The following is a 22,679-nucleotide window of genomic DNA, read 5'->3' on the forward strand; positions in this document are numbered from 1 at the left end:
CACGTTTTTTGCCAGCTGTATTTAGTATTTGATTGTGCAAATTCAACTTTGCTTGCTATTATCTGAACAACTTATCCAATCATATCTTTATCTTAGTTTACATAAATGTCTAAATTACTCATTGTTGAATCGCCGTCAAAAGCCAAAACACTTAAGAAATACCTTGGAAATGATTTTGAAGTATTGGCTTCTTATGGCCACGTGCGTGATCTGATTCCTAAAAATGGCGCTGTTGATCCTGATAACCAGTTTGCCATGAAATATGAAATTATTGAACGCAATAAAAAGCATGTTGATGCCATTGCTAAAGCGGTAAAGGCAGCGGATAGCATTTATCTTGCAACCGATCCTGACCGAGAAGGCGAAGCCATTTCTTGGCATATTGCAGAGATTTTAGCGGAAAAAAATCTAATAAAAAACAAATTAATTAAACGGGTAGAGTTTAACCAAATCACTAAAACTGCCGTGCAATATGCAATTGATCATCCTCGCGATATTGCAATGGATTTGGTTAATGCACAACAAGCAAGACGCGCTTTAGATTACTTAGTCGGCTTTAATTTATCGCCATTATTATGGAAAAAAATTCGACGTGGTTTGTCTGCAGGCCGTGTGCAAAGCCCCGCTTTACGCTTAATTGTAGAGCGTGAATTAGAGATTGAAGCGTTTAAAAGCCAAGAGTATTGGAGCATTCATCTTGATGCGTTAAAACACAACCACAGTTTTAATGCAAAGCTCATTCAGTTAAATGGCGAAAAAGTTGAACAATTTACCGTCATTAATCACGATCAACAAGCAGATATTGTTGGTAAACTATTGCTGGCAAGTGCAGGCAAAACCACGGTTTCTCGCGTTGAGAAAAAGCAACGTAAACGCAGCCCTGCACCTCCATTTACCACGTCAACTTTGCAACAAGAAGCGGTTCGTAAACTAGGCTTTACTACCAGTCGCGCCATGCGTATTGCGCAACAGCTGTATGAAGGTATTGATGTTGGAGGCGGCACGGTCGGTTTAATTACCTATATGCGTACGGACTCATTAAGTTTAGCTAATGAGGCAATTGCACAAATCCGCGATCATGTTAAAAAGAATTTTGATGCTGATTACTTACCTAAAACGCCTATTGTTTATAAAACCAAAGCGAAAAACGCACAAGAAGCACATGAGGCTGTTCGTCCTACTGATATTTCGCGCACACCAACGTCTGTTCGCCAATACTTAAATGATGAACAGTTTAAACTGTATGAAATGATTTGGAAGCGCACATTAGCTTGCCAAATGACAGCCGCTGTTTTTGATGCTGTGAGTGTCGATTTAAGCGTTGGCTCTGAAGCCAATCTATTTCGCGCTACTGGTCAAACACTAATCTTCCCAGGCTTTATAGCAGTGTATAAAGAAGGAACCGATACGACAGAGGATGATGACGCTGAAGCAAAACTACCACGCTTGGAAACTGGCGAAATACTAGACGTTGATAAAATTTATGGCGATCAACACTTTACTGAACCTCCACCGCGCTATGGTGAAGCCAGCTTGGTTAAAACGCTAGAAGAGTACGGCATTGGCCGTCCGTCTACTTATGCTAGCATTATTAGCACATTACAAGATCGTGAATATGTTGTTTTGGACAAAAAACGTTTTACGCCCACTGATGTTGGTCGTGTCGTCAATAAGTTTTTGACTGAACATTTTACTCGATATGTTGATTATGATTTTACTGCCAATTTAGAAAACGCACTTGATAACGTAGCTGAAGGCACACAGGAATGGGTGCCACTAATGGATGAGTTTTGGCAAGGCTTTAACCACCAAGTGATTAGTAAAGCCGATGTTGATCGTCCTGGGAATGAGCTAATTGATGAAATGTGCCCAAAATGTGGCAAACAGCTACAAAAACAATTAAGTCGCTACGGCACCTTTATTGGCTGCACTGGTTATAACGACGAACCAAAATGTGATTATAAACGTAGTGCCAATGGTGCGGCTGAAGTTGGATCCGACCCTGTTGTGATTGGAAAAGATACAGAAACTGAACAAGATATCTTTTTGATGAACGGTCCATATGGCCCTTATATTCAACTGGGTGAAGTGCTTGAAGGTGAGAAAAAGAAACCGAAACGTGTCAGCATCCCAAAAGAAATTGCTATTGCGGATGTGAATCTTGATGTTGCTCATATGTTACTTTCATTACCGCGTGATCTTGGCTTACATCCTGAAACGAATAAAAAAATTGTAGCGAATATCGGTCGATTTGGGCCTTATGTTAATCACGACGGCAAATTTAAATCGATACCAAAAACACAAAGTGTGTTTACCATTAATCAAGCAGATGCGGTTGCATTAATCGCACAAGTAAATCAAGGGCCAGCACCCATTGCCGATTTGGGTGAACACCCCTCTGGTGAAGGGCGCGTTGAGGTGTTTGACGGTCGTTATGGCCCTTATGTCCAGCATAAGAAAATACGCGCTACTTTGCCCAAAAGCGTGGCTCCCGAAGAGTTAACATTTGAGGAAGCCATCGGCTTATTAGCAGAAAAAGAAGCAAAAGGAACACCAAGTAAAGCAAAAGTGCCCAAAAAAACGACAGTGAAAAAAACCACTGTGAAAAAAACAGAGGCAAAGAAAATAGTCAAAAGTAAAGTAGCTGTTAAGAAGACAGAAAAGTGATTGCCATAAAAAAGTGGGCAAGCTACTTTTTTATCAATTACTTAAATCAACACTGAGCAAAAATCATGCATCTCGATTGAATGACTTAATTTTGATAAATCTCGCCGCTCATGACGAGTTTAGGGCTGGCGTGCAATGGCTTAACGCTGTGTGTATTGCTGACAACAGGATTTGCATGATGATATTGTATCCATTTACGCATACGGTTAGCATCACCATTGCGCTTATCTGTTCCACCTGCATTCAACAATATCATAATGACAGGCTCGCCATCCATTGTAGTTTGCATCACTAAGCACCGACCAGCCTCGTTAATAAACCCCGTTTTAGACAATCCAATATCCCACTCGCCCTCTCGAACCAAGCTATTGGTATTCTTAAACTCTACTGGATTTGCACGCCCATCGATTGCAAGATGATAATAAGGTGTAGTTGTAGCTTGTCGAATTTCTGGATATTGATAAGAAGCAGCAACTAATTTATATAAATCTTCTGCTGTTGATGTATTTTGATACATCAAACCTGTGGGTTCAACAAAATTTGAATGTGTCAGACCTAGTGACAACGCTTTTACATTCATGGCTTTTACAAAAGCATGTTTCCCACCAGGGTAATGACGCGCCAAAGCAAATGCAGCTCTATTTTCTGACGACATTAATGCTAACCTAAACATATCGGCACGACTTAACCTAGTGCCAACCGCTAGACGAGATCTCGTTCCTTTAATTGTGTCTATATCTTGTTCTGAGATATCAATTATTTCATCAAACGATTGTCTTGCATCCAACACAACCATCGCCGTCATCAGTTTGGTAATCGAGGCAATTGGACTCACGACATGGCTATTTTTAGCATATTTCACCTCGCCAGTATGTTGATTCACAACGAGTGCCTTATCGGAAGCGAGCTGTGGAAATGAGCTTCCATCGTAATAATCACCCAAGTCTTTTGCACGTTGCTCAGCTAAAGCTAATTGACGCTCCCTTAGCTTTTCTTTACGTGAGTTGCTGTGTTGATCATTTATTTTTTTGATATTGTTTTTAGGGCTTGAAACAGCTGCGCTATCTTGCGCATTTGCATCCGGAACCAAAAAAGCGATTGGCAGAGATACCAGAGAAGTCAACACAACATATAACATGTATTTATTAGAAAACAACTTCACGATTAACCCTTATTTACATCAAAACGAAAACTTATGTTATCTACAAAACTGATATGCGTCAATCAGTTATTCTGGATTTATAAAAAGTCACTTAAGTTTGGCCTATCCCGTGATCTTGACACCTGCCTAGGATGTACTATTTATGAGAGAATAACGGCATATTTTTTCCAAACTCAATAGTGAATTGAATATTAATGATGAATTTACCCACTTTTTTACAGTACACGGCAGAACACATATGGGTTCAAAAAACAGATGATGGCAACTGGCTTGCTGGTATCACAGACTACGCTCAAGATTTACTTGGTGATATTGTCTTTCTTGAACTGCCAAAAGTAGGCGATCCATTACTAGCCGGGCAATCTTGCGGTCTTGTCGAGTCGGTTAAAACAGGGTCAGACATACACGCCCCAATGAATGGGGTTGTAACAGAGATTAATGAAGTATTAATCAATACGCCCGAAACCATTAACGACAATGCTTACCAAGCTTGGATTTTTAAGTTCACGCCTAGCAACATGAATAACACACAAGATTTACTAACGGCCGAGGCTTATGCCCAGCTCTTGGATTAAGCTAGTGTTCAGGCAGCACAAACTTAACCTTTACTAACAATTGTTGCAACGCTGTTGTGAGTTGCGTATGCAAGCGACTCTCTATATCAGGCAGGCTTTGATTAATGATTGCTTCAATACTCGCTTGCAAAGCCTGTTGCTGTTTCGTCATTTGATTTGAGAAGGTTGCCTCAAGTTCATCATTTGCAGCCTTGAGCATCAGTGCTTTTTCTGCGCTGAACTCTTCTCTGAGCTTGGCAAAAGCCTCCTGCTGTATGGTGCCTACCCTGCTGTGCATGATACCAATTTGCTCCGATGCGCTTTCTTCTGCTTGTTTAGCAATAGCCGCCAATGTTTGATTGATTTGCTGTTGATACTCACTAACAATGGTCTCTTGAAAACCAATCATTTCATTGCGTATTTGCCCAAGCACGTCATCCAAGGCTGCTTTCTTTAGCGCATCCGTATCAACCTGTGCGAGCCTTACGCTATCTTGATACATTTTAGGCAGCTCTGTTTTAAGATCAGCTTTTGTTTTATCAACAAAATTCTGTGTTGATGCAATCACATCAATATGCGCTTTCTTAATTTCCGCTTTAAACTTATCTAACACAAACTCTGTAATTTCAGACTCTAGTCTAGGCCTGATTTTTGCCGTCACTTTACTAATAAAATCACTAGTCATTTCAGACGCATCACTTACTTCTGACGCTGATTTCACAATCGCTTTTGGTTTATAAACCTCGGTTAATACTGGTATTTTATCTTCTGCCAAAATTGCTCTACCTATTCAAATAGATTACTGTTTAATCACTTAATTGTGCTTCATTAAAATGTTGGACTTCATAGCCTCTATCTCGATAAAACTTAAAGCGTTGTCTTGCTAAAACTTTATCTTTCTCATCTGTGCCCACCAGCTCAACTAACTGCCTAAAGCGACTAAAAACTGTCAATTGTCGTTGGGTCAGATTAACCAAAATATCATCTTGGCATAACTGATCATCTTGCCAGTTAATCACTACTGGCGTTTCAATCGCAAGTGAATGCGATGCCAGCATATTGGGAAAAAAACTAGCCCTAGCACCTCCCCATAAGGTTTCGCTATACCCATTAGCTGCCTTTTCGTTTTCAGCAAACAACGTTATCAAATGCTTTTTCGCGAGCGCTTTACCTACTAACAATAATAAGGCAGCGTGCTTATCAGCAACATTCGAGTAAAAAATTACACGCGTCATCTTATGCTAAATTGAATAGCCTGATGCGCGCTTAATTAAAAATGTTGTTAGCAAAGGGACTGGGCGGCCTGTTCCACCTTTTGCTTTACCTGACTTCCAAGCGGTTCCTGCGATATCTAAATGCGCCCAGTCATATTTTTTTGCGTATCTGGATAAGAAACAAGCTGCTGTAATACTACCGCCGGCACGGCCACCGATATTCGCCATGTCTGCAAAATTACTATCTAGCTGCGCTTGATAATCATCCCACAATGGCATATGCCATGCTCTATCGTCTGCACACTCTCCAGCCGCAATCAGCTCGGCTGCTAGTGCATCTTGGTTGCTGTAAACCGCAGATGCATGATGACCGAGTGCAATCACACAAGCGCCTGTTAATGTCGCAATATCAACCACAGTACTTGGCTCAAATATTTCTGCATATGTCAACGCATCGCATAACACCAAACGTCCTTCTGCATCTGTATTCAGCACTTCTATGGTTTGGCCTGACATACTGGTAATGATATCGCCAGGCTTTAAGGCTTTTCCACTCGGCATATTGTCACATGCCGGAATAATACCAACCGCATTGATTGGCAAATCAAGCTCACCAATTGTTTTAAATGTGCCTAATACACTTGCCGCACCACACATATCATATTTCATCTCATCCATTTCGGCACCAGACTTGAGTGAAATACCGCCTGTATCAAACGTAATGCCTTTGCCCACAAGCGCCACTGGCTTTTGCTCTTTTTTACCTTTTTGATGTTGCAAAACGATTAAACGCATAGGTTCATCACTACCCTGTGCAACACCTAGAAAGGCACCCATTCCTAACTTCTCAATTTGCGCTCTATCAAGCACATCTACTTTAAAGCCATAATCTTTAGCTAGCTGTTTAGCTTGCTTGGCCAAATAGGTAGGCGTACACACATTGCCAGGTAAGTTGCCTAAGTCTTTTGCCAAGCTCACACCTTCAGCAATTGCCAACCCTTGTACCAAAGCATTTTTTGCTTCAGTTTCTTGCGATTTCTCTACATAGACAGCTACTTTTTTTAATGCAATCGCTGTTGGCTTTTTAGATTTTATGGCATTGATTTGATAAGTCGCATCCATGACAGTTTCTGCTATTTTTGCTACTTTTTCGTGCAAAGTGATTGCGGTTACCGGCAACTCAGTTAAATAAAAACCAACTTCCTTGGCTACTGTTGGCAGCGCTTTCACTGCAGCTCGCGTTGCTTTCAAAAACTGTTTTACACCAAATTCATTCTGCCCACCAAGGCCAACTAACAACACACGTTTAGCCGCCACATTCGGCAATTGATGCATTAATAATGTAGTGGCTAACTCACCGCTCATATCGCCAGCTTTGACAACGGCGCTAATCGCCTCACCAGAAACTGCATCTAAAGCTGTTGCTGATGCCGTCAATTTTTTGTTGTCAAACACACCAATAATCAAACAATCATGATGTTGTTTTTCAGGATTGCCATTTTTTATGCTAAATTCCATCTATTAAACCTTATACTGTTGTCTGAAAATATTAAATCAATTATCCAGTGTTTTGATGTGAAATAAAAGCGTAATCTAACAATTGAAAATTTTTAAAAAATCACTCGCGCAAGAGCTTATCTATTCAGCTACCGCCTTATTCCTCATACTGATTGGCATTGTTGTTGCACAACGTGCGGGCTTTCTTGTAGGAAAAGCGGCTAAAGGATCCATCCCCAATGACGCGCTGACCACGATACTTGGCTTTAATTTAATTCGCTTTTTACCCGCAATTTTATCGCTCACTATTTTTTTGACTGTGCTCCTTACATTAACTCGATGGTATCGAGATTCTGAAATGGTCATATGGCTAACATCAGGCTTGGGCATTACGAAATGGATTCGCCCCATTCTCAACTTTGCAATACCCGTTATTGTGATTATTACTTTACTCAGCTTCTTTGTCATGCCGTGGGCCAATCAAAAAGTAGCCGAGTATGAAACACAACTCAAAGCACGAGATGAGTCATCGTCCATTAGCCCTGGTGTGTTTAAAGAATCGAATAATGGTGAGCGCGTTTACTTTATAGAAGGCTTTGATGAGTTAGGCAATGTGGTCAAAAATGTATTTGTTCAATCAACGCAGCATCAAAAAACAGGTATTATTGTTGCCAGTAAAGGAAGTCGATATACCGCAAAAAATGACGACCGTTTTATCTTGTTAGAAAATGGTAGGCGTTATCAAGGCAAACCTAACTCAGCAGAAATGTCATCCACCGAATTTGAACGTTATGCGCTGCGGCTTGAAACAAAAGAGATTGCACAACCAATTGCAAAAACTGAAACAGTGCCATCTCAATACCTATTTTCGAGTGAAAATCCAAGTGATATAGCAGAATTACAATCACGTTTAGCCATTCCTGTATCTGCTATTATTTTGGTATTGTTAGCCATTCCTTTAAGCTTTGTTGATCCACGTGCTGGTCGTTCTCTAAACGTGATGCTAGCTGTATTCATTTTTATTATCTACAACAATATGTTAAATATTTTCGAGGCATGGATAACGCAAAGTAAAATTCATCCGCTCATTGGTCTATGGCCAGTGCACGGGTTGTTTGCATTACTCGCCGTTTATTTATTCTATCGTCGTAATTATTTACTCCCTATCTTGCCAACCACAATCACGCACTTAATGCAGAGATTGCCTGGGCGCAAAAAGAAAATAGCACACTAATCATGCGTATTCTTCATCGCTATTTATGGCAAGAATCAATGCTTAGCATTTCAATGATCATGCTAGGCTTACTATCGATGTTCTCATTTTTTGATTTTATTCAAGAATTGGAAAATCTTGGTCGCGGCAACTACAACATAGCGAACATGCTTACTTTTGTTTTGTTGAGCGTGCCGGGTCATATTTATGAAGTCGCTCCTGTTGCTGTATTAATTGGCATGATGGTCAGCTTGGGGACATTAGGTCGCAGCTCTGAACTCATCATTATGCGCGTGAGCGGATTATCCATCGCACATATTGGTTTTACTCTTGCAAAAGTGGGACTTTTGTTCACTATCATCACTTTTCTAATTGGTGAACTCATCACACCCGTTAGTGAAAAAATAGCACAGCGTATGCGTATCCAAGCAACTGATGCTGTTGTTGCACAAGATTTCAAGTCAGGGTTATGGGTGAAAGATGATAAGAGTTTTATCAATGTTGCTACTGTAATGCCAGATGCCTCTTTACTAGAAATCAGCATCTACGAGTTTGATGCAACATTTAAACTAACCGCTATTAGCAATGCGAAAAGAGCAGATTATTTAGATGGTCGATGGAGATTAAGTGATGTCTTTCAAACCAAATTCAGTAACACAAAAGAAACTGACCAAACCCAGATAAACACAACATTTTTCAGTCAGGCCAATTGGGAATCTGCGATTCGCCCAGAGTTGTTAAACGTGCTTTTAGTTGCACCAGAAAAAATGTCCGCTTGGCACTTGTACGCCTTTATTTCGCACTTAGCCAATAATAAGCAAAAAACCACACGATACGAAGTTGCACTTTGGGCAAAAGTCATCTATCCACTTGCTTGTATTGTAATGGTGGTTTTAGCACTACCGTTTGGGTTCTTACAGCAACGCGCATCCAGCACGAGCACCAAAATATTTATAGGCATATTACTTGGTGTCGTCTACCAAATCATGAATCGCGTATTTAGTCATTTGGGCGTTTTGAACGATTGGCAACCATTAATCAGCGCCATTACCCCAACAACATTATTTCTATTGGCGGGTTTAGCGCTTATTTTTATGATTGAACGACGCTAGTTTTGGCTACTTGGAATCACTTTAATTAGCCGTGTTTTTAGCACTCTATCATGTAAAAACAAGGCCTCCTTATCAAAAATAGCCCACAAAAACCCTAGGCCAAAACTGAATAAAGAAAAGCTTGCGAATAAATATCGTAACATCGCACATGTCATCGTTAATGGCTGCCCACTCTGACTGACCACTCTTAGCTTCCATGCTTGTGTGGCTAGCGTTTGACCTGTGGTCATCCAACAGCGCACAAAATAAGCCCCTGCCACCAACCATAGCAATAGTTGTAAAAAAAATCTGTTTAATCCCGTTTCTGCAGGCCCGAACAGCAACAAAAAGATTGCAGTAAAAAGCAACCACAGTGCAAGCAACGATAACATCTCATAAGCACCAGCCGCAAAAACACTCACCAAACCAACACGATTCATAGATTCCACATCCATAAAAAACCCACTAAAGATATCAGCGGGTATTTTAATATCACCAAAATAGCAAAATTAATCTAGCTCAGGATCATAATAAACTTCACCAGATTGCTTACGCATTTCTTCACGTAGATGTTCAGGCAACTTCTGATGCTCAGCCCACTTATCACGCAAGATCTGCTGCTGCTCTGGACTCAAACTGTGAAATTTATGAAACCGCTTACGCGCATTCTCACGCTCATAAGGTGTCATCCGACTCCACGTATTGAGTCGGTTCTGCACACGCTTTTGTTTTTTTGCATCCATCTTGGGATAATCTGCGGCAATATCAAGCATCTTTTCACGTTGCCAAGATCGCAACGTATCCCACTCAGCCGCCAAGGGGGCCAGCACCTTGCGTTGCTGTTCAGTCAATTGGGCCCACTTCTTGGAAGATGCTTCGTCGCTCGATGGCGAATTGACACGGACAATATCTGTCATGGCTAATTGCACTTGACGCTGTTGCAGTTCATCCAATTGCATCTCATATGGTGCAGCTTGCACATGCATCACTAACAATAATAGACATAACAACCAACACTTTTTCATTACTAACATACCTTTAATCTATATACCTATTCTATAGGCTAGTTGGCCGATTCAATGCTGGCTCAAACCCTTTATCCACAAAAGCTTCTGGTGGCAAATCTGCTCCAAGCAAGAATGCGTCACTTGTTTCATTTGCACCTAAGTTTTGTAGTGTCAAAAAAACTGTGACAATCACCAACAATGCCAAGCCCATCAGTCCACTGCGATGATGATCAGCCCAGCTTACCCATTGACTAAGCGTACCATCTGTATTCACTTCTAATCCAGCATGTTTTTTATGGTGGCTAATTGCTTGGCGCCTGCCCTCTTCCAATTGTTGCAATGTACGCATACTTAAGCGCTGCGATTTTGCATCTAGTAACTTAGCAATTTGTCGGCCTTGCACCGCCAAATGTGCATTGTCTTCGTCATTAGTATGATGTGTTTTCATGACGTCACCCCCTTAATTTTTCAACTATTTGACTATACCTAAACCCTCTTGCTCTAACAATGAGGCCATTGTATGCAACGCGCGTGAGCAATGCGTTTTTACACTGCCTTCTGAACAGCCCATAGATTCTGCCGTCTCGGCAACACTCATCTCTTCCCAATAACGCAGTACAAAGGCTTCTCGTTGACGAGCAGGTAAGCTTTCTAACGCTGCTTCAATAACCCGTAGTGTTTGGCTATTTTCTAATTGTGTGGCTGGATTTTGGGCACCATCATCCACATCCATAGTATCTAATGGATCTCTAGGATCGCCATTATCATCTTGACTACTAAAAGACGAAAGTAGTGTTGTCCATAGTGATCGGACCTTTTGCCGTCTCCAATAATCACGCATGGTATTTTGTAAAATACGCTGAAACAACATCGGATACTCTGCCACGGGTTTATCAGGATATTTATCTGCTAGCTTCAACATAGCATCTTGCATGATATCCATTGCAACATGTTCATCGCGAACGGCATAAAGCGTTTGCTTGAAGGCGCGTCGCTCTACGTTATGTAGAAAATCTGATAATTCTTTTGAGCTTGCCATGAATAAATAATATGATTACTAATACACAGTATAACAGCAAAAGCGCTTCCAGCCTTTATTATGAGGGATTATACTTGACTTTATTTATACCCCTAACCAAGCTTTACCGTTATGATTATTACCATGCTAAGAATTTTATTATTCGTTATCTTTATTTTGATTCTCTATGTTGTGTTACAGCGTTTCATCAAGTTTATTGGCGCTAATGACACCGCAACGGAGCAGACATTATCATCAGAAAAAATAGTCGCATGTCATCACTGCGGTGTTCATATCCCTGAAAGTAAAGCACACAGTATTGGTCATGCAGTTTACTGCAACAATCCCGACTGCCAACCAAAGTAAAGCATTTACATGGCATCAATATCCGTTCCCGATAATCAAAAACTCATTAAGTCGCACTGGATGAGCTTTAAACTTTATAACGGCTATCGGGTACTAGTTGCCTTCACTTTATTATTTAACCACACCCTTATCCTGAATTGGGATGTAATCAATCACGATGCTTTCACCAAAACCGCTCTCGGGTATTTCGTCTTCAGTATCGTTTCAGCGGTTGCCACTTGGTTTGAAAAACCAACATTAGAATTAACCCTGCCGCTTCAAATTGTTTTAGATGTTGTATTTATTTTGCTGTTAACACAAGCAAACACAGCTAGCCATAGTGTGATGGGGTTATTACTGGTCATTACGATTGCAGCCGCCAGTTTAATTAGTGACGGTCGTTTATCTCTATTTTATGCGGCGATAGCGACTATCGGCATTTTGTTACAGCAATTTTTAAGCGCGTTGCTTCATCCTGATATCACCCATGACTACACTTCATCTGTTATTTTAAGCATGGCCTGCTTTGCCATAGCTTGGCTCGCGCACAGCTTAGCAGAGAGAGTGCAAAATAGTGAACAACTTGCCTCACAACGGGGCTTGGACTTAAAAAGTCTAGCCTATGTGAATGCGCTTATTACGCACAGGATGAAGGATGGCGTCATTGTTGTTGATCAAGATTTGTTTATTAAGCACCACAATTTACAAGCACATGCCTTTTTGAATTTAGAGCATGCTGATTGGGAAGAAAAAAGTCTCGAGAAAATAGCCCCTGAAATTGCAGTATTGCTCATTAGATGGTTTAACAATGAACAACCAATTGACGATGCTATGCCAAACATTTCAACTGTTCATGTGCATGCGCGTGAGTTACGCATTAGTTTTCTACCCGTTGCAGAACGTCGCAATCAGGGCGCTGTTGTATTTATTGAAGACTGGTCACAAGTGCGAACACAATCTCACCAAGTTAAGCTTGCAGCACTGGGTCGCTTAACGGCTAAGATAGCACATGAGATTCGCAATCCGCTGAGCTCAATTAGCCATGCAAACCAACTATTGCAGGAAGAAGAGATGACTGCGGCTAATCAACGCTTGTTGCAAATCATAGATGATAATGTAGCGCGTGTTGATCAAATCATAAAAGACATCCTTGAACTCAATCGACGAGATCGCACCAATCAAGAATTAATCCCACTCAAACAATTTATCACTGAATTTCAGCAGGAATTTTGTGCAGTTGAAAATATATCTGTAAAAGAGTTTCTGCTAACAACAGAACATCACGATGATCTTGTCCTTTTTGACCGCAGACATTTAAATCAAATTTTATGGAATCTTTGTAAAAATGGATGGCGACATAGCCTGCAACAAGAAGGAAGTCTACATCTCCAAATATCTCCCGGGATTGAGCCATTTATCATTACGGTTGAAATTACCGATGATGGTGATGGCATACCAGATGCTGTCAGCAACCACTTATTTGAGCCATTCTTTACGACTGAAAAGACAGGTAATGGCTTGGGCTTATATATCAGTCGCGAGCTTGCAGAAGCGAATGGGGCAAATTTACAATTCCGCCCAACAAAACGTGGTGCAAAGTTTGCGATTCAAATTAAGGGAGCCACAATTTAATGATGTCAGATCAATTTAAATGCTTAGTGGTTGATGATGAAACTGATATTCGTGAATTAGTGGTATTGACCCTTGAGCGCATGGATATCCACGCGGATAGTGCACGCAATATTAGCGATGCCAAGCATATGCTAGCGAGCAAAGCATACAACCTATGCTTGACCGATATGCATTTACCTGACGGGTTGGGATTAGATCTGGTTATGTATATTTCGAACGAACACAATGGATTACCAGTTGCGGTGATTACTGCTTATGGCAGCGCAGAAAATGCTGTTTCTGCGCTTAAAGCGGGTGCCTTTGACTATCTCACCAAGCCAATTTCACTTAAACAATTACGTCCTCTGGTTGAATCAGCACTTAAGCTTTCGGGCATGTTTAGCACAACCTCTAAAAATACAGCAGGTTTAATTGGCACCTCTAGCGCCATTAATCAGGTTCGAACAATGATAGAAAAGCTCGCGCGTAGCCAAGCGCCCGTTTACATCAGTGGCGAATCAGGCAGTGGTAAAGAACTTGCTGCGCGACTGATTCATCAAAACAGCTCACGAAGAGACGATGCTTTTGTGGCGGTCAATTGCGGTGCTATTCCAGAATCATTAATGGAAAGTGAGTTTTTTGGTTATAAAAAAGGTGCCTTCACCGGCGCGATAAAAGATACCCCTGGTTTGTTTCAAGCGGCGAATGGCGGTACATTGTTTTTGGATGAGGTGGCTGATTTGCCTTTGCTAATGCAAGTTAAGCTATTACGCGCCATCCAAGAGAAGAAGGTGCGCGCAGTGGGCGATACCATTGAAGAAACAGTAGACGTTCGTATCATTAGTGCCACCCATAAGAACCTAACAGAGATGATGGCCGTCGGTCAGTTTAGGCAAGATTTGTATTACCGTTTAAATGTTATTCAACTCAAAATGCCCGCTTTACGAGAGCATCCTGAAGATATTCCAGAGCTAACACAAAAGCTTCTAGAGAAACTGTGCCAAGCACAGTCTATCGCCGTACCAACATTATCGCCAGAAGCCAGCAAACTGATTGCCTCACATCCATTTACAGGCAATGTGCGTGAGTTAGAAAATATGCTAGAGCGCGCGCTTGCCTTATCTGACGGACAGATAATAAATGTTGAAGATTTGTTAATTGATACAGATATTGACAATATTGACACGTCAACATCTAACGCCAGTAAAAACGATGACACAAGCTTACCTAACTACCTAGAAGATATTGAAAAGCGTGAAATTCTAAAAGCATTAGAAAAAACCAATCATAATAAAACGGCTGCCGCTAAATTACTTGGCGTTAGCTTTAGAACATTGCGTTATCGATTGGTAAAACTGGGCCTAGCAAAAGACGATACGCCCGATACTGACGAGGTGATAGAAGAGTCTTAATGTATGGTAGTAGTGAAGGGATCGTGGTCCAGACTAAATCATTATCGACCTGCTAGCAAGCCACTTACCTATCACCACACTGCATACCAGATCAAGTTATTACGATCATCCAATTCTTAAAGAGGGTAATGGATGAATAAGCATGTTAGTTGCAATCATAATCATCCGGGGTGTCATCGATATTAAAATACGCTTAAATGAAGTATGCATTTATTTGAGACAGGAAAGCGTTTTTATGCAGAAATCACATAAAATAACGGCATGGGAAAATCAATCTATCGGCCGTATCATATAGACAGTGCAGGGGTGATTGCTAGCGCCAAGCAAATAGCCTCACCTAATTGTGACGACAGAAGTAGCGATTGCATAATCGATATGGTGGTTATCCATAATATCAGTTTGCCGCCAACCCAATATGGCGGCAATGGGATTATTGCCCTCTTTACCAATCAACTGGATCCAGACGAACACCCCTACTACGCTCAGATTTATACTGCCAAAGTGTCAGCACACTTTCTAATCAGACGAGACGGCAGTCTCATTCAATTCGTGCCCTGCAACAAACGCGCATGGCACGCTGGTATATCTAGTTGGGGAAAGCGTGAACGATGTAATGATTTCTCGGTCGGAATAGAGCTGGAAGGATGTGATACTGAGCCATTTGAAGCAACACAGTATACAATACTGAATCGCTTACTAACTACCTTAAAAGCAACTTATCCGATTCAACACATTGTTGGTCATTCAGATATAGCGCCAGGACGTAAAACAGATCCAGGCCCTTTTTTTGATTGGTCAAAAATTAATACAGCATGAAACATTTAATAAATAGACTGAACCGCTTACTTATGCATCAATATACTGTCGTTATTTTCGCCTTTTTTCTTTCTGTAATGCTAACTTCATGCGGCACTGATGATGCAACTGCTAATAAAGATACAGGCGTTCGCGCCACCTTAGTTACAGTGACATCAGTCAAAAGTCAGGCCATAGAGGTGACACAAAGCTCAGTCGGCTCACTAGAGGGGCTCATCAATCCAACGCTTGCGGCAGAAATGGCAGCGCGCGTGATTAAAGTGTATGTCAATACTGGTGATACCGTTAAAAAAGGTCAACTTATCGCAACACTAGATGCGTCAGACTACATAATGCAACGTAACGAGGCGCAAGCTGAGGTGGCTAGAATTCAAGCGCTGTTACAGAATCAGTCCAAAGTTGTTGCGCGTAATCAAGCCTTAGTTGATCAAAACTTTATTTCTCAAAATGCTGTCGATAATGAAATTGCTCAAGAAAATGTACTAAAACAACAACTGATCGCTGCTAAAGCGCGTGTCAATAGCATCAACCATGACAGTAGCAAATCACAGATTATTGCGCCAGTCACTGGCATTATTGAAAGTAAGCCTGTCGATACAGGCGACTACCTCCGTGTAGGTGACCCTATCGTGCAGATTGTGTCGACCCAAATGTTACGTGCACATTTACCTTTTCCAGAGCAACTTAGTTCACAATTAAAGCCAGGCTTAATGGTTAGACTCAAAACCCCGACTAGCGACCAAATGGTAGAAACGGTTATTCGCGAGCTTAAGCCATTGATTGAAGAGGGTACACGCACGATTGATGTAATCGCAGATATTCATCATGCACAAGGATGGCAGCCAGGAGCGACGGTCACAGGTACCGTTGTCTTAAGTCAGCGCCCCAATACGACCATGATTCCTGAGCAAAGCCTTGTCCTACGTCCTGCAGGGGAAGTAGTCTACATAGTGCGAGACGGCATCGCTTATGAAGCCGTTGTTGAGTCAGGCATCCGCCAAAATGGCTTGATAGAAATACGCTCCGGCCTAACTATTGATGACATTATCGTTGTTGATGGGGCAGGATTTTTAACCAATAATGCGCCGGTAGAGATTGCAAAAGAGCGTGATACAGCAGATAGTTAGGTATTATTTAATATGACGCTTCCTGAATTCTCCATTAAGAGACACGTCCTAGCTTGGATGTTGTCTGGGATGATTATTTTATTTGGTGTTATTTCATATGATCGTATTGGAGTCGATCGTATTCCTTCGGTAGATTTTCCGGTTATTACCATTACTACTACGCTGCGTGGCGCTAATGCTGAAGTTGTTGATACCAGCATTACCAGTATTATTGAGTCTGCGATTAATACCACACCAGGCATTGACCATATTGGTTCAGCCTCTTCTCCAGGTGTATCCACCATTAGCATTACTTTTAATTTAGAAAAAAATATTGATGTTGCATTCAATGAAGTGCAATCTAAAATTAGTCAAATTCTAAAACGCTTACCAGCGGATGCTGATCCACCCACCGTTAGAAAAGTAGATGCTGACGCCCGCCCGATTATTTGGCTTTCATTAAATGGTGATCGCACTATCCAGCAATTGAATTTATATGCCACCAATGTACTTAAGAAAAAATTTGAAACTATTAATGGGGTAGGAGAAGTTCGATTTGGCGGCCAGCGTGAACGTGTCATTCGCGTCATTGTATCCCCAGAGCGGATGGCCGCATACAAGCTAGGTGCAAATGATTTAATTGATGCTTTTCAAAGAGAGCACGTACAGCTCCCAAGTGGGTTTTTAGTCAGTGAAAAAGCCGAACAGCTGATTAAATTAGATTTAGAGTTTCACGATATTCGTGATTTAGAAAACATGGTAGTGAGGCAAATGGCTGGCGTCCCCATTTATCTTAAAGACATTGCTAAGGTTGAAGATGGCATCACAGACAACCGGCAAATCGCGCGTTACAGTGGCAAACCAACTGTGGGTATTGGGATTGTCAAAATTGCAAATACCAACACAGTTGAGATTATTGATGCTGTTAAAAAGAAGATGGATGAAGAAATCATTCCTAATTTACCGCCTGGTTTACAACTAGAAATCTCTTCGAATGATTCTATTTTTATTAACCAAATTGTTAACTCTCTGAAAGAGCATTTGGTAGAAGGCACTTTATTTGCCGCACTCATTGTGCTCATTTTCATGCGGTCGTTAAGCTCTACCATCATGATTTGTTTAGAGATTCCCGTGTCATTACTCGGCGCTATTGCAGTGATGTATTTTGCTGGCTATACATTTAATAGCATGACTTTACTCGCACTGTTGCTGCTAATTGGGGTCGTGGTGGACGATGCCATTGTGGTGCGTGAAAGTATTATGCGCCATATGTCGGGCGAGTTAGGTAACAAGCTGAGCGATGCAGATTTTAAGAACCCAATAGCGGTAGCCAACTTTCGTCGTTTAGCCACCTTGAATGGCAGCAACGAAGTGGTGTTTGCCGTACTTGCATCATCAGCTTCTTTAATCTGTATTTTTGCGCCCGTCATTTTTATGGATGGTATTGTGGGTATGTTTTTTGAGTCATTTGCTGTGGTCGTTACTTTTGGTGTCCTCATCTCATTATTCGTTTCGCTCACTCTCACGCCCATGCTGTGCTCACGGTATTTAAACGTAGTACAGAAAGAGAATATCATTTATACAAAAATAGCCAATGCACTAGCACAATTAGATATTGCTTATAAGAAGCTATTAGATCTCACCCTACAGCACCGTGGCTTTATTCTGATCTTTACCGCGTTATTTGTCGCCATAACTGGCTTTTATAGTATGAAATATGTCACTAAAGAGTTTGTACCAGAATCTGATGAAAGCGCGTTTAATATCAGCGTAAAAACACCGTTAGGCTCCAATCTAGAATATACCGACTCACGACTCCAACTGATTGAAACAGCGCTATCGAAATACCCAGAAATTGACAGTTACTATGCATCTATTGGTACCGGCTCACGCGGTCAAGTCAATCAAGGTAACGTGAGTGTACGCCTCAAACCAAAAGAGCAACGTCGCATTAGCCAAGGTGAACTTATCAAACTAGTGAAAAAAGATTTGGCTGCAATACCAGGTGTCAATGCCTTCGCATCGCCTCCTTCTATATCAGCTGGTCAGCGCTCGGAGAAGTTACAATTCATTCTCACTGGTAACAATTTAACTGAGCTAGGTGAAGTTGCAAACCGGTTTAAAGAAGCACTTTCTAAAATTGAAGGCATGGGTAAAGTAGATACGGATGTGCAATTAGATTTACCTCAGCTCAGCGTCGATGTTGATCGCACGCGTGCAGCTAATTTAGGTTTAAATGCCAGAGAAATAGCCACGGCCATTTCTCTTTATGCAGGTGGTATTAATGTTGCTAGGTATAACGATAACATCAGCGACGGACAACGCTATGATATCCGTTTAAAAGCAGATGAGGCATTATTAAAGCAAGCTGATGATTTAAGTAAAATTTATCTCAGAAATAGTAATGGTGAATTAATCCGATTAGACGCTGTAGCTAGTTTTCAATCAACCCTGGGCGCGGCGGTAATTGGTCGCTATGATTTGCAATATGCTGTTAATTTTTACGCCAGTCCAACCATCTCTTTAAATGCAGCATTAGACATTGTCAAATCAACGGCAGCGACTATGATTCCTGTCGAGTATAAATTAACACTTTCTGGCCAAGCAGAGGAAATGCGCAAAACGATTAACAATATGTCCTTCGTCTTTGTATTAGCGTTCGTGTTGTTATATATGGTACTTGCCAGTCAGTTTAATTCATTTATCCAACCGCTTATTGTGATGCTTGCCCAACCACTTGCTATTATTGGCGGCCTCATTGGGCTACTGCTATTTAACCAATCCTTAAATATTTATTCCATGATAGGCTTGGTATTACTCATTGGCCTCGTCGCAAAAAATTCGATTTTACTAATCGATTTGACCAATCAATTAAGGGAAAAAGGTGCTGGCATTAATCAAGCACTGACTGAAGCCTGCCCAATCAGACTGCGACCCGTCATCATGACATCACTGACCATTATTTTAGCTTTATTACCTGCTGCTATTGGCTTAGGCGCTGGTAGTGAAACGAATAAGCCGCTATCAATTGCCATTATCGGCGGTATGATTTCATCAACACTACTCACTTTAGTCGTGGTGCCAGCCGCGTATTCATTAGTTATGCACGGTATGCAAAGATTTAATCTAGAAAAATTGAATAAAACCTAATCTGAAGTTGTTCTAGCCATGCCCAATGGCGCACAACAACGCTAAGCTAACTTGACTAACACCTGCAAACTCAAGTCTTCTATTTTTGGTTGCCATAAATCAGGATTTTTAGGAAACTGTTCAAACTCGCCCGTTCGTTGATAACCAAGACGCTCATAAAATTCGATGAGCTCAGTGCGTAAAGAAATTACGGTCATATGAAAGCCAGCGACTCGCCATTCACGCCTAGTCATCGTCTCTGCAGCGTTAATCATGTCTTTACCATGCCCTCTATTTTGCAAACTTGGCTTTACTGCAATCATGCCAAAATGGGCAGTATGTTTAAATGCAATGACCTGCAGTTCACAGCAAATCGTCGCTATGATCTCATTGTTCTGCACACCAATTAAAATAAACGCGTCATGTCGTTTAATCATCTTAGTAATATCAGCTGTCTTCGTGCGCAGGCCATCTAGAATATCTGCTTCTGTCGTCCAACCTTTGCGGCTAGACTCTCCACGATAAGCGCTGTTAATCAACCTTGCGATTGGCTCAGCATCAATCAGGTCGGCCTTATAAAAATGTAACATAGAAAATGTGTGGCACCTTAAGAAACAATTTTTTGAACAACCAAACTGGCCGTCATATCGCCTTCAACATTCACGGTGGTGCGTAAAGTATCAAGCATACGGTCAACCGGCAAAAGAATCGCAATGGCTTCCGCCGGCAAACCAACTGATTGCAGGACCAATACCATGGTGACCATGCCGGCACTCGGAATGCCAGGCGCGCCTATAGAGGCGATCATCGCAGTAAAAAAAACAATCAGCTGTTGCGTAAAGCTTAAATCTACACCAACCAAATTTGCAACAAATAAAGCGGCCGCAGCCTCATAAAGCGCAGTGCCATCCATATTCATGGTAGCGCCAAGTGGGATAACAAAGCCTGCAATCTCTGGTTTGACATCAAGTTGTTCGGTAGCACAGCGGATTGTGATGGGCAAGGTGGCAGAGCTAGAACTGGTAGCAAAAGCAGTAATCAGCGCCTGCCTTGCACCTTTCCAAAACCAAATAGGTGATTTACCAGTCAATAAAAACAACAGCAATGGCAACATAATAACGCCATGAAACAGTAATGTTCCTGCCACTACCGCTACAAATTTTGCCAAAGTGCCTAATACTGATACGTCCTGCGTTGCAATTAACTGAATCAACAATGCCGCAATACCATATGGCGCCAAATACATAATCCAATTTACCATACGCATGGTCACTTCCAATGCCTCTTCTAGCAGCACCAAAATATTCCGATAGCGCTCACCGCCCATCACCAGTGCAATACCTAAAAATAGTGCAAAAATGACTACTGATAACACTTTACCTTCTGCTAAAGACTGAAATGGATTTACAAATAAGTTGTGTAGAAAGTGTGCTAAGAAAGCTGATAACGGCATTTGTTGCGCTTGGAAGTTTTGCATTGCGCCTTCAAACATACTAAATGCCAAACCAGCGCCAGGCTGAAAGTAATTGCTAGCCGCCATGCCGACTATCATGGCAATCACCATTGTAAACACAAAAAATACAAGGGTAGAAATCCACACGGCATGCATTTGTTGATGTTGGCGCAAATTGGCAATGCCCACCACAATGCTACAAAACACCAATGGAATTAAAATCATTTTAAGCAAATCGATAAATAAAGTACCGACAATCGTGGCAGCATATAAACTTGAAGAGGCGCTGGTATTTTCTATGCCTGTTTTCTGTAATAACAAGCCGATTAACACGCCAAACAAGGCGCCAAGGAATATCTGTATGTTTAAACTAGGCAACTTCATTGGCAATCTCTTTTAAAAAATTGAATTGGATTAGCCACTTTACCTATTTATGCTTGTTTAATAAAGAATCAGTTTTATAAGGAACCTTACCTGCGGGCACTAGTTTTGAGGCAGTTTCTATATGCAAATCTTGATCATCAAAAAAAATATGTGGCTTAAATGCCTTTAAAATAGCCGCTTTATTGAGCCCGCCTAAAAAGAACACCTCATTCACATAAACACCCCAATGGCGTAATGTGTTAATCACGCGCATCTCCGCGGGCGCACTTCTTGCTGTTACGATAGCCAAGCGGATTGGCGACATTTCCACACCAAATGGCAATCGACTTTGTAATTTAGCCAGCTTTTGCAGAAATGAAGCATAAGGACCTTCTAGCATTGGCACATGTTGTTGTAAGTCCTCATTTTGCTGAAATTCATCTAAGCCTTTTGATTTAAAAATCAGTTCGCTACTTTCATCAAACAGCACCGCATCGCCATCAAACGCAATTCTGACTTGATCGCTTGGCAATTGATCAATATCTTTTGGTGGCTCTTTTAATAAAGCCACCGCACACTTACCTGCATCCATGACTTTTTGTGCGTCTTTAATATTGGTTGTTAAAAATAAATCAACATCAAATGCTTCAATATAGTCGGCGACCGACTCACCGCCTGTAAAGGCATGTCGACTGATTTTCAGACCTAGTTTTCGGATATTATTAAAAACACGCACACCTGTTTCGGGGCTGTTCCTTGACATCACAACCACCTCAACTAAAGGTGATTCGTCTTTCTGATGAAACTTATTCAACTCAAGCAAGGCTCTGATAAGCGGCATGCCCGTACCATCTAACAACGGTTCATTTTCTCTCGCAAGCATATATTGACGATACTCCACAACGGCCTTTTCAACGTCCACTTGCAATTGCTCTTGAAACAATCGATCTGCCTCGCCCAAATCAAATAAGGCCGTTGCTGATATACCAACAACCAAGGTGTTAGAAAGATCGAGCGACAT

At 41.4% G+C, this 22,679-nt stretch carries 20 protein-coding genes; 9 read left to right on the plus strand and 11 right to left on the minus strand.

Annotation, left to right across the window (positions count from 1 at the left end; genetic code table 11):
- The first annotated feature begins 105 nt into the window (after positions 1-105).
- Positions 106-2,667, plus strand: a complete 2,562-nt coding sequence (topA, locus tag KFB94_04015) for a type I DNA topoisomerase (protein ID QVL46274.1) — start codon at positions 106-108, stop codon at positions 2,665-2,667.
- Between the two features lie 85 nt (positions 2,668-2,752).
- Here the strand turns inward: topA and pbpG are convergent, their stop codons facing one another.
- Positions 2,753-3,805, minus strand: a complete 1,053-nt coding sequence (pbpG, locus tag KFB94_04020; GenBank protein QVL46561.1) for a D-alanyl-D-alanine endopeptidase — start codon at positions 3,803-3,805, stop codon at positions 2,753-2,755.
- A gap of 221 nt (positions 3,806-4,026) precedes the next feature.
- Between pbpG and gcvH the strand changes: the two genes are divergently transcribed.
- Positions 4,027-4,404, plus strand: coding sequence for a glycine cleavage system protein GcvH (gene gcvH / locus KFB94_04025; protein ID QVL46562.1), 378 nt, complete (start codon positions 4,027-4,029; stop codon positions 4,402-4,404).
- 1 nt (position 4,405) lies between these two features.
- On the opposite strand, the gene KFB94_04030 is transcribed toward gcvH, so the two are convergent.
- Genes KFB94_04030 through KFB94_04040 form a run of 3 tightly spaced genes read right to left on the minus strand, consistent with a single transcriptional unit; the run spans position 4,406 to position 7,115 of the window.
- Positions 4,406-5,158, minus strand: coding sequence for a hypothetical protein (locus KFB94_04030; protein QVL46275.1), 753 nt, complete (start codon positions 5,156-5,158; stop codon positions 4,406-4,408).
- Between the two features lie 31 nt (positions 5,159-5,189).
- Positions 5,190-5,618, minus strand: a complete 429-nt coding sequence (locus KFB94_04035; GenBank protein ID QVL46276.1) for a DNA polymerase III subunit chi — start codon at positions 5,616-5,618, stop codon at positions 5,190-5,192.
- A gap of 6 nt (positions 5,619-5,624) precedes the next feature.
- The gene (locus KFB94_04040) at positions 5,625-7,115 is read right to left on the minus strand and encodes a leucyl aminopeptidase (protein QVL46277.1); all 1,491 of its coding nucleotides are present in this window, start codon (positions 7,113-7,115) and stop codon (positions 5,625-5,627) included.
- An 82-nt stretch (positions 7,116-7,197) separates the two neighbouring features.
- Between KFB94_04040 and lptF the strand changes: the two genes are divergently transcribed.
- Positions 7,198-8,328: an LPS export ABC transporter permease LptF gene (gene lptF, locus KFB94_04045; protein ID QVL46278.1), complete on the plus strand. Its 1,131-nt coding sequence runs from the start codon at positions 7,198-7,200 to the stop codon at positions 8,326-8,328.
- Positions 8,329-8,330: 2 nt separating this feature from the next.
- The gene (lptG, locus tag KFB94_04050) at positions 8,331-9,419 is read left to right on the plus strand and encodes an LPS export ABC transporter permease LptG (protein ID QVL46279.1); all 1,089 of its coding nucleotides are present in this window, start codon (positions 8,331-8,333) and stop codon (positions 9,417-9,419) included.
- On the opposite strand, the gene KFB94_04055 is transcribed toward lptG, so the two are convergent.
- The 4 genes from KFB94_04055 to KFB94_04070 all read right to left on the minus strand — a co-directional run bounded on the left by KFB94_04055 (position 9,416) and on the right by KFB94_04070 (position 11,444).
- Positions 9,416-9,838, minus strand: a complete 423-nt coding sequence (locus KFB94_04055; protein QVL46563.1) for an RDD family protein — start codon at positions 9,836-9,838, stop codon at positions 9,416-9,418. The two genes, lptG and KFB94_04055, sit on opposite strands and share 4 nt — an antisense overlap.
- Positions 9,839-9,907: 69 nt before the next feature.
- Positions 9,908-10,423 carry a DUF3106 domain-containing protein gene (locus KFB94_04060; GenBank protein ID QVL46280.1) on the minus strand — a complete coding sequence of 172 codons (516 nt, stop codon included), beginning with the start codon at positions 10,421-10,423 and terminating at the stop codon, positions 9,908-9,910.
- A gap of 31 nt (positions 10,424-10,454) precedes the next feature.
- Positions 10,455-10,853, minus strand: coding sequence for a DUF3619 family protein (locus tag KFB94_04065; GenBank protein QVL46281.1), 399 nt, complete (start codon positions 10,851-10,853; stop codon positions 10,455-10,457).
- 24 nt (positions 10,854-10,877) lie between these two features.
- Positions 10,878-11,444 carry an RNA polymerase sigma factor gene (locus tag KFB94_04070; protein QVL46282.1) on the minus strand — a complete coding sequence of 189 codons (567 nt, stop codon included), beginning with the start codon at positions 11,442-11,444 and terminating at the stop codon, positions 10,878-10,880.
- Between the two features lie 354 nt (positions 11,445-11,798).
- On the opposite strand from KFB94_04070, the gene KFB94_04075 reads away from it, so the two are divergent.
- The 5 genes from KFB94_04075 to KFB94_04095 all read left to right on the plus strand — a co-directional run bounded on the left by KFB94_04075 (position 11,799) and on the right by KFB94_04095 (position 19,863).
- Positions 11,799-13,400 carry a sensor histidine kinase gene (locus KFB94_04075; GenBank protein QVL46283.1) on the plus strand — a complete coding sequence of 534 codons (1,602 nt, stop codon included), beginning with the start codon at positions 11,799-11,801 and terminating at the stop codon, positions 13,398-13,400.
- 2 nt (positions 13,401-13,402) lie between these two features.
- Positions 13,403-14,791: a sigma-54-dependent Fis family transcriptional regulator gene (locus KFB94_04080; protein QVL46564.1), complete on the plus strand. Its 1,389-nt coding sequence runs from the start codon at positions 13,403-13,405 to the stop codon at positions 14,789-14,791.
- A 261-nt stretch (positions 14,792-15,052) separates the two neighbouring features.
- On the plus strand, positions 15,053-15,607 hold the full coding sequence (gene ampD, locus KFB94_04085; GenBank protein QVL46284.1) for a 1,6-anhydro-N-acetylmuramyl-L-alanine amidase AmpD: 555 nt from the start codon (positions 15,053-15,055) through the stop codon (positions 15,605-15,607).
- 32 nt (positions 15,608-15,639) lie between these two features.
- On the plus strand, positions 15,640-16,734 hold the full coding sequence (locus KFB94_04090) for an efflux RND transporter periplasmic adaptor subunit (GenBank protein ID QVL46565.1): 1,095 nt from the start codon (positions 15,640-15,642) through the stop codon (positions 16,732-16,734).
- A gap of 12 nt (positions 16,735-16,746) precedes the next feature.
- Entirely contained in the window at positions 16,747-19,863 is a 3,117-nt protein-coding gene (locus tag KFB94_04095; GenBank protein ID QVL46285.1) for an efflux RND transporter permease subunit, read from the plus strand.
- A 41-nt stretch (positions 19,864-19,904) separates the two neighbouring features.
- On the opposite strand, the gene KFB94_04100 is transcribed toward KFB94_04095, so the two are convergent.
- The 3 genes from KFB94_04100 to KFB94_04110 are packed head-to-tail and all read right to left on the minus strand — an operon-like array spanning position 19,905 to position 22,679.
- Positions 19,905-20,432, minus strand: coding sequence for a GNAT family N-acetyltransferase (locus KFB94_04100; protein QVL46286.1), 528 nt, complete (start codon positions 20,430-20,432; stop codon positions 19,905-19,907).
- Between the two features lie 17 nt (positions 20,433-20,449).
- Positions 20,450-21,679, minus strand: a complete 1,230-nt coding sequence (locus tag KFB94_04105) for a dicarboxylate/amino acid:cation symporter (GenBank protein ID QVL46287.1) — start codon at positions 21,677-21,679, stop codon at positions 20,450-20,452.
- A 43-nt stretch (positions 21,680-21,722) separates the two neighbouring features.
- Positions 21,723-22,679, minus strand: a complete 957-nt coding sequence (locus tag KFB94_04110; protein QVL46288.1) for a 5'-nucleotidase — start codon at positions 22,677-22,679, stop codon at positions 21,723-21,725.

The organism is Methylophilaceae bacterium, assembly GCA_018398995.1.
Classification (GTDB): Bacteria; Pseudomonadota; Gammaproteobacteria; order Burkholderiales; family Methylophilaceae.

Excerpts from the sequence above, each read along its gene's own strand:
- topA (QVL46274.1), top strand. The coding sequence starts at position 106 with ATGTCTAAATTACTCATTGTTGAATCGCCGTCAAAAGCCAAAACACTT.
- pbpG (QVL46561.1), bottom strand. The coding sequence starts at position 3,805 with ATGTTATATGTTGTGTTGACTTCTCTGGTATCTCTGCCAATCGCTTTT.
- gcvH (QVL46562.1), top strand. The coding sequence starts at position 4,027 with ATGAATTTACCCACTTTTTTACAGTACACGGCAGAACACATATGGGTT.
- KFB94_04035 (QVL46276.1), bottom strand. The coding sequence starts at position 5,618 with ATGACGCGTGTAATTTTTTACTCGAATGTTGCTGATAAGCACGCTGCC.
- KFB94_04040 (QVL46277.1), bottom strand. The coding sequence starts at position 7,115 with ATGGAATTTAGCATAAAAAATGGCAATCCTGAAAAACAACATCATGAT.
- lptG (QVL46279.1), top strand. The coding sequence starts at position 8,331 with ATGCGTATTCTTCATCGCTATTTATGGCAAGAATCAATGCTTAGCATT.
- KFB94_04055 (QVL46563.1), bottom strand. The coding sequence starts at position 9,838 with ATGAATCGTGTTGGTTTGGTGAGTGTTTTTGCGGCTGGTGCTTATGAG.
- KFB94_04060 (QVL46280.1), bottom strand. The coding sequence starts at position 10,423 with ATGAAAAAGTGTTGGTTGTTATGTCTATTATTGTTAGTGATGCATGTG.
- KFB94_04065 (QVL46281.1), bottom strand. The coding sequence starts at position 10,853 with ATGAAAACACATCATACTAATGACGAAGACAATGCACATTTGGCGGTG.
- KFB94_04070 (QVL46282.1), bottom strand. The coding sequence starts at position 11,444 with ATGGCAAGCTCAAAAGAATTATCAGATTTTCTACATAACGTAGAGCGA.
- KFB94_04075 (QVL46283.1), top strand. The coding sequence starts at position 11,799 with ATGGCATCAATATCCGTTCCCGATAATCAAAAACTCATTAAGTCGCAC.
- KFB94_04080 (QVL46564.1), top strand. The coding sequence starts at position 13,403 with ATGTCAGATCAATTTAAATGCTTAGTGGTTGATGATGAAACTGATATT.
- ampD (QVL46284.1), top strand. The coding sequence starts at position 15,053 with ATGGGAAAATCAATCTATCGGCCGTATCATATAGACAGTGCAGGGGTG.
- KFB94_04090 (QVL46565.1), top strand. The coding sequence starts at position 15,640 with ATGCATCAATATACTGTCGTTATTTTCGCCTTTTTTCTTTCTGTAATG.
- KFB94_04095 (QVL46285.1), top strand. The coding sequence starts at position 16,747 with ATGACGCTTCCTGAATTCTCCATTAAGAGACACGTCCTAGCTTGGATG.
- KFB94_04100 (QVL46286.1), bottom strand. The coding sequence starts at position 20,432 with ATGTTACATTTTTATAAGGCCGACCTGATTGATGCTGAGCCAATCGCA.
- KFB94_04105 (QVL46287.1), bottom strand. The coding sequence starts at position 21,679 with ATGAAGTTGCCTAGTTTAAACATACAGATATTCCTTGGCGCCTTGTTT.
- KFB94_04110 (QVL46288.1), bottom strand. The coding sequence starts at position 22,679 with ATGTCGCTCGATCTTTCTAACACCTTGGTTGTTGGTATATCAGCAACG.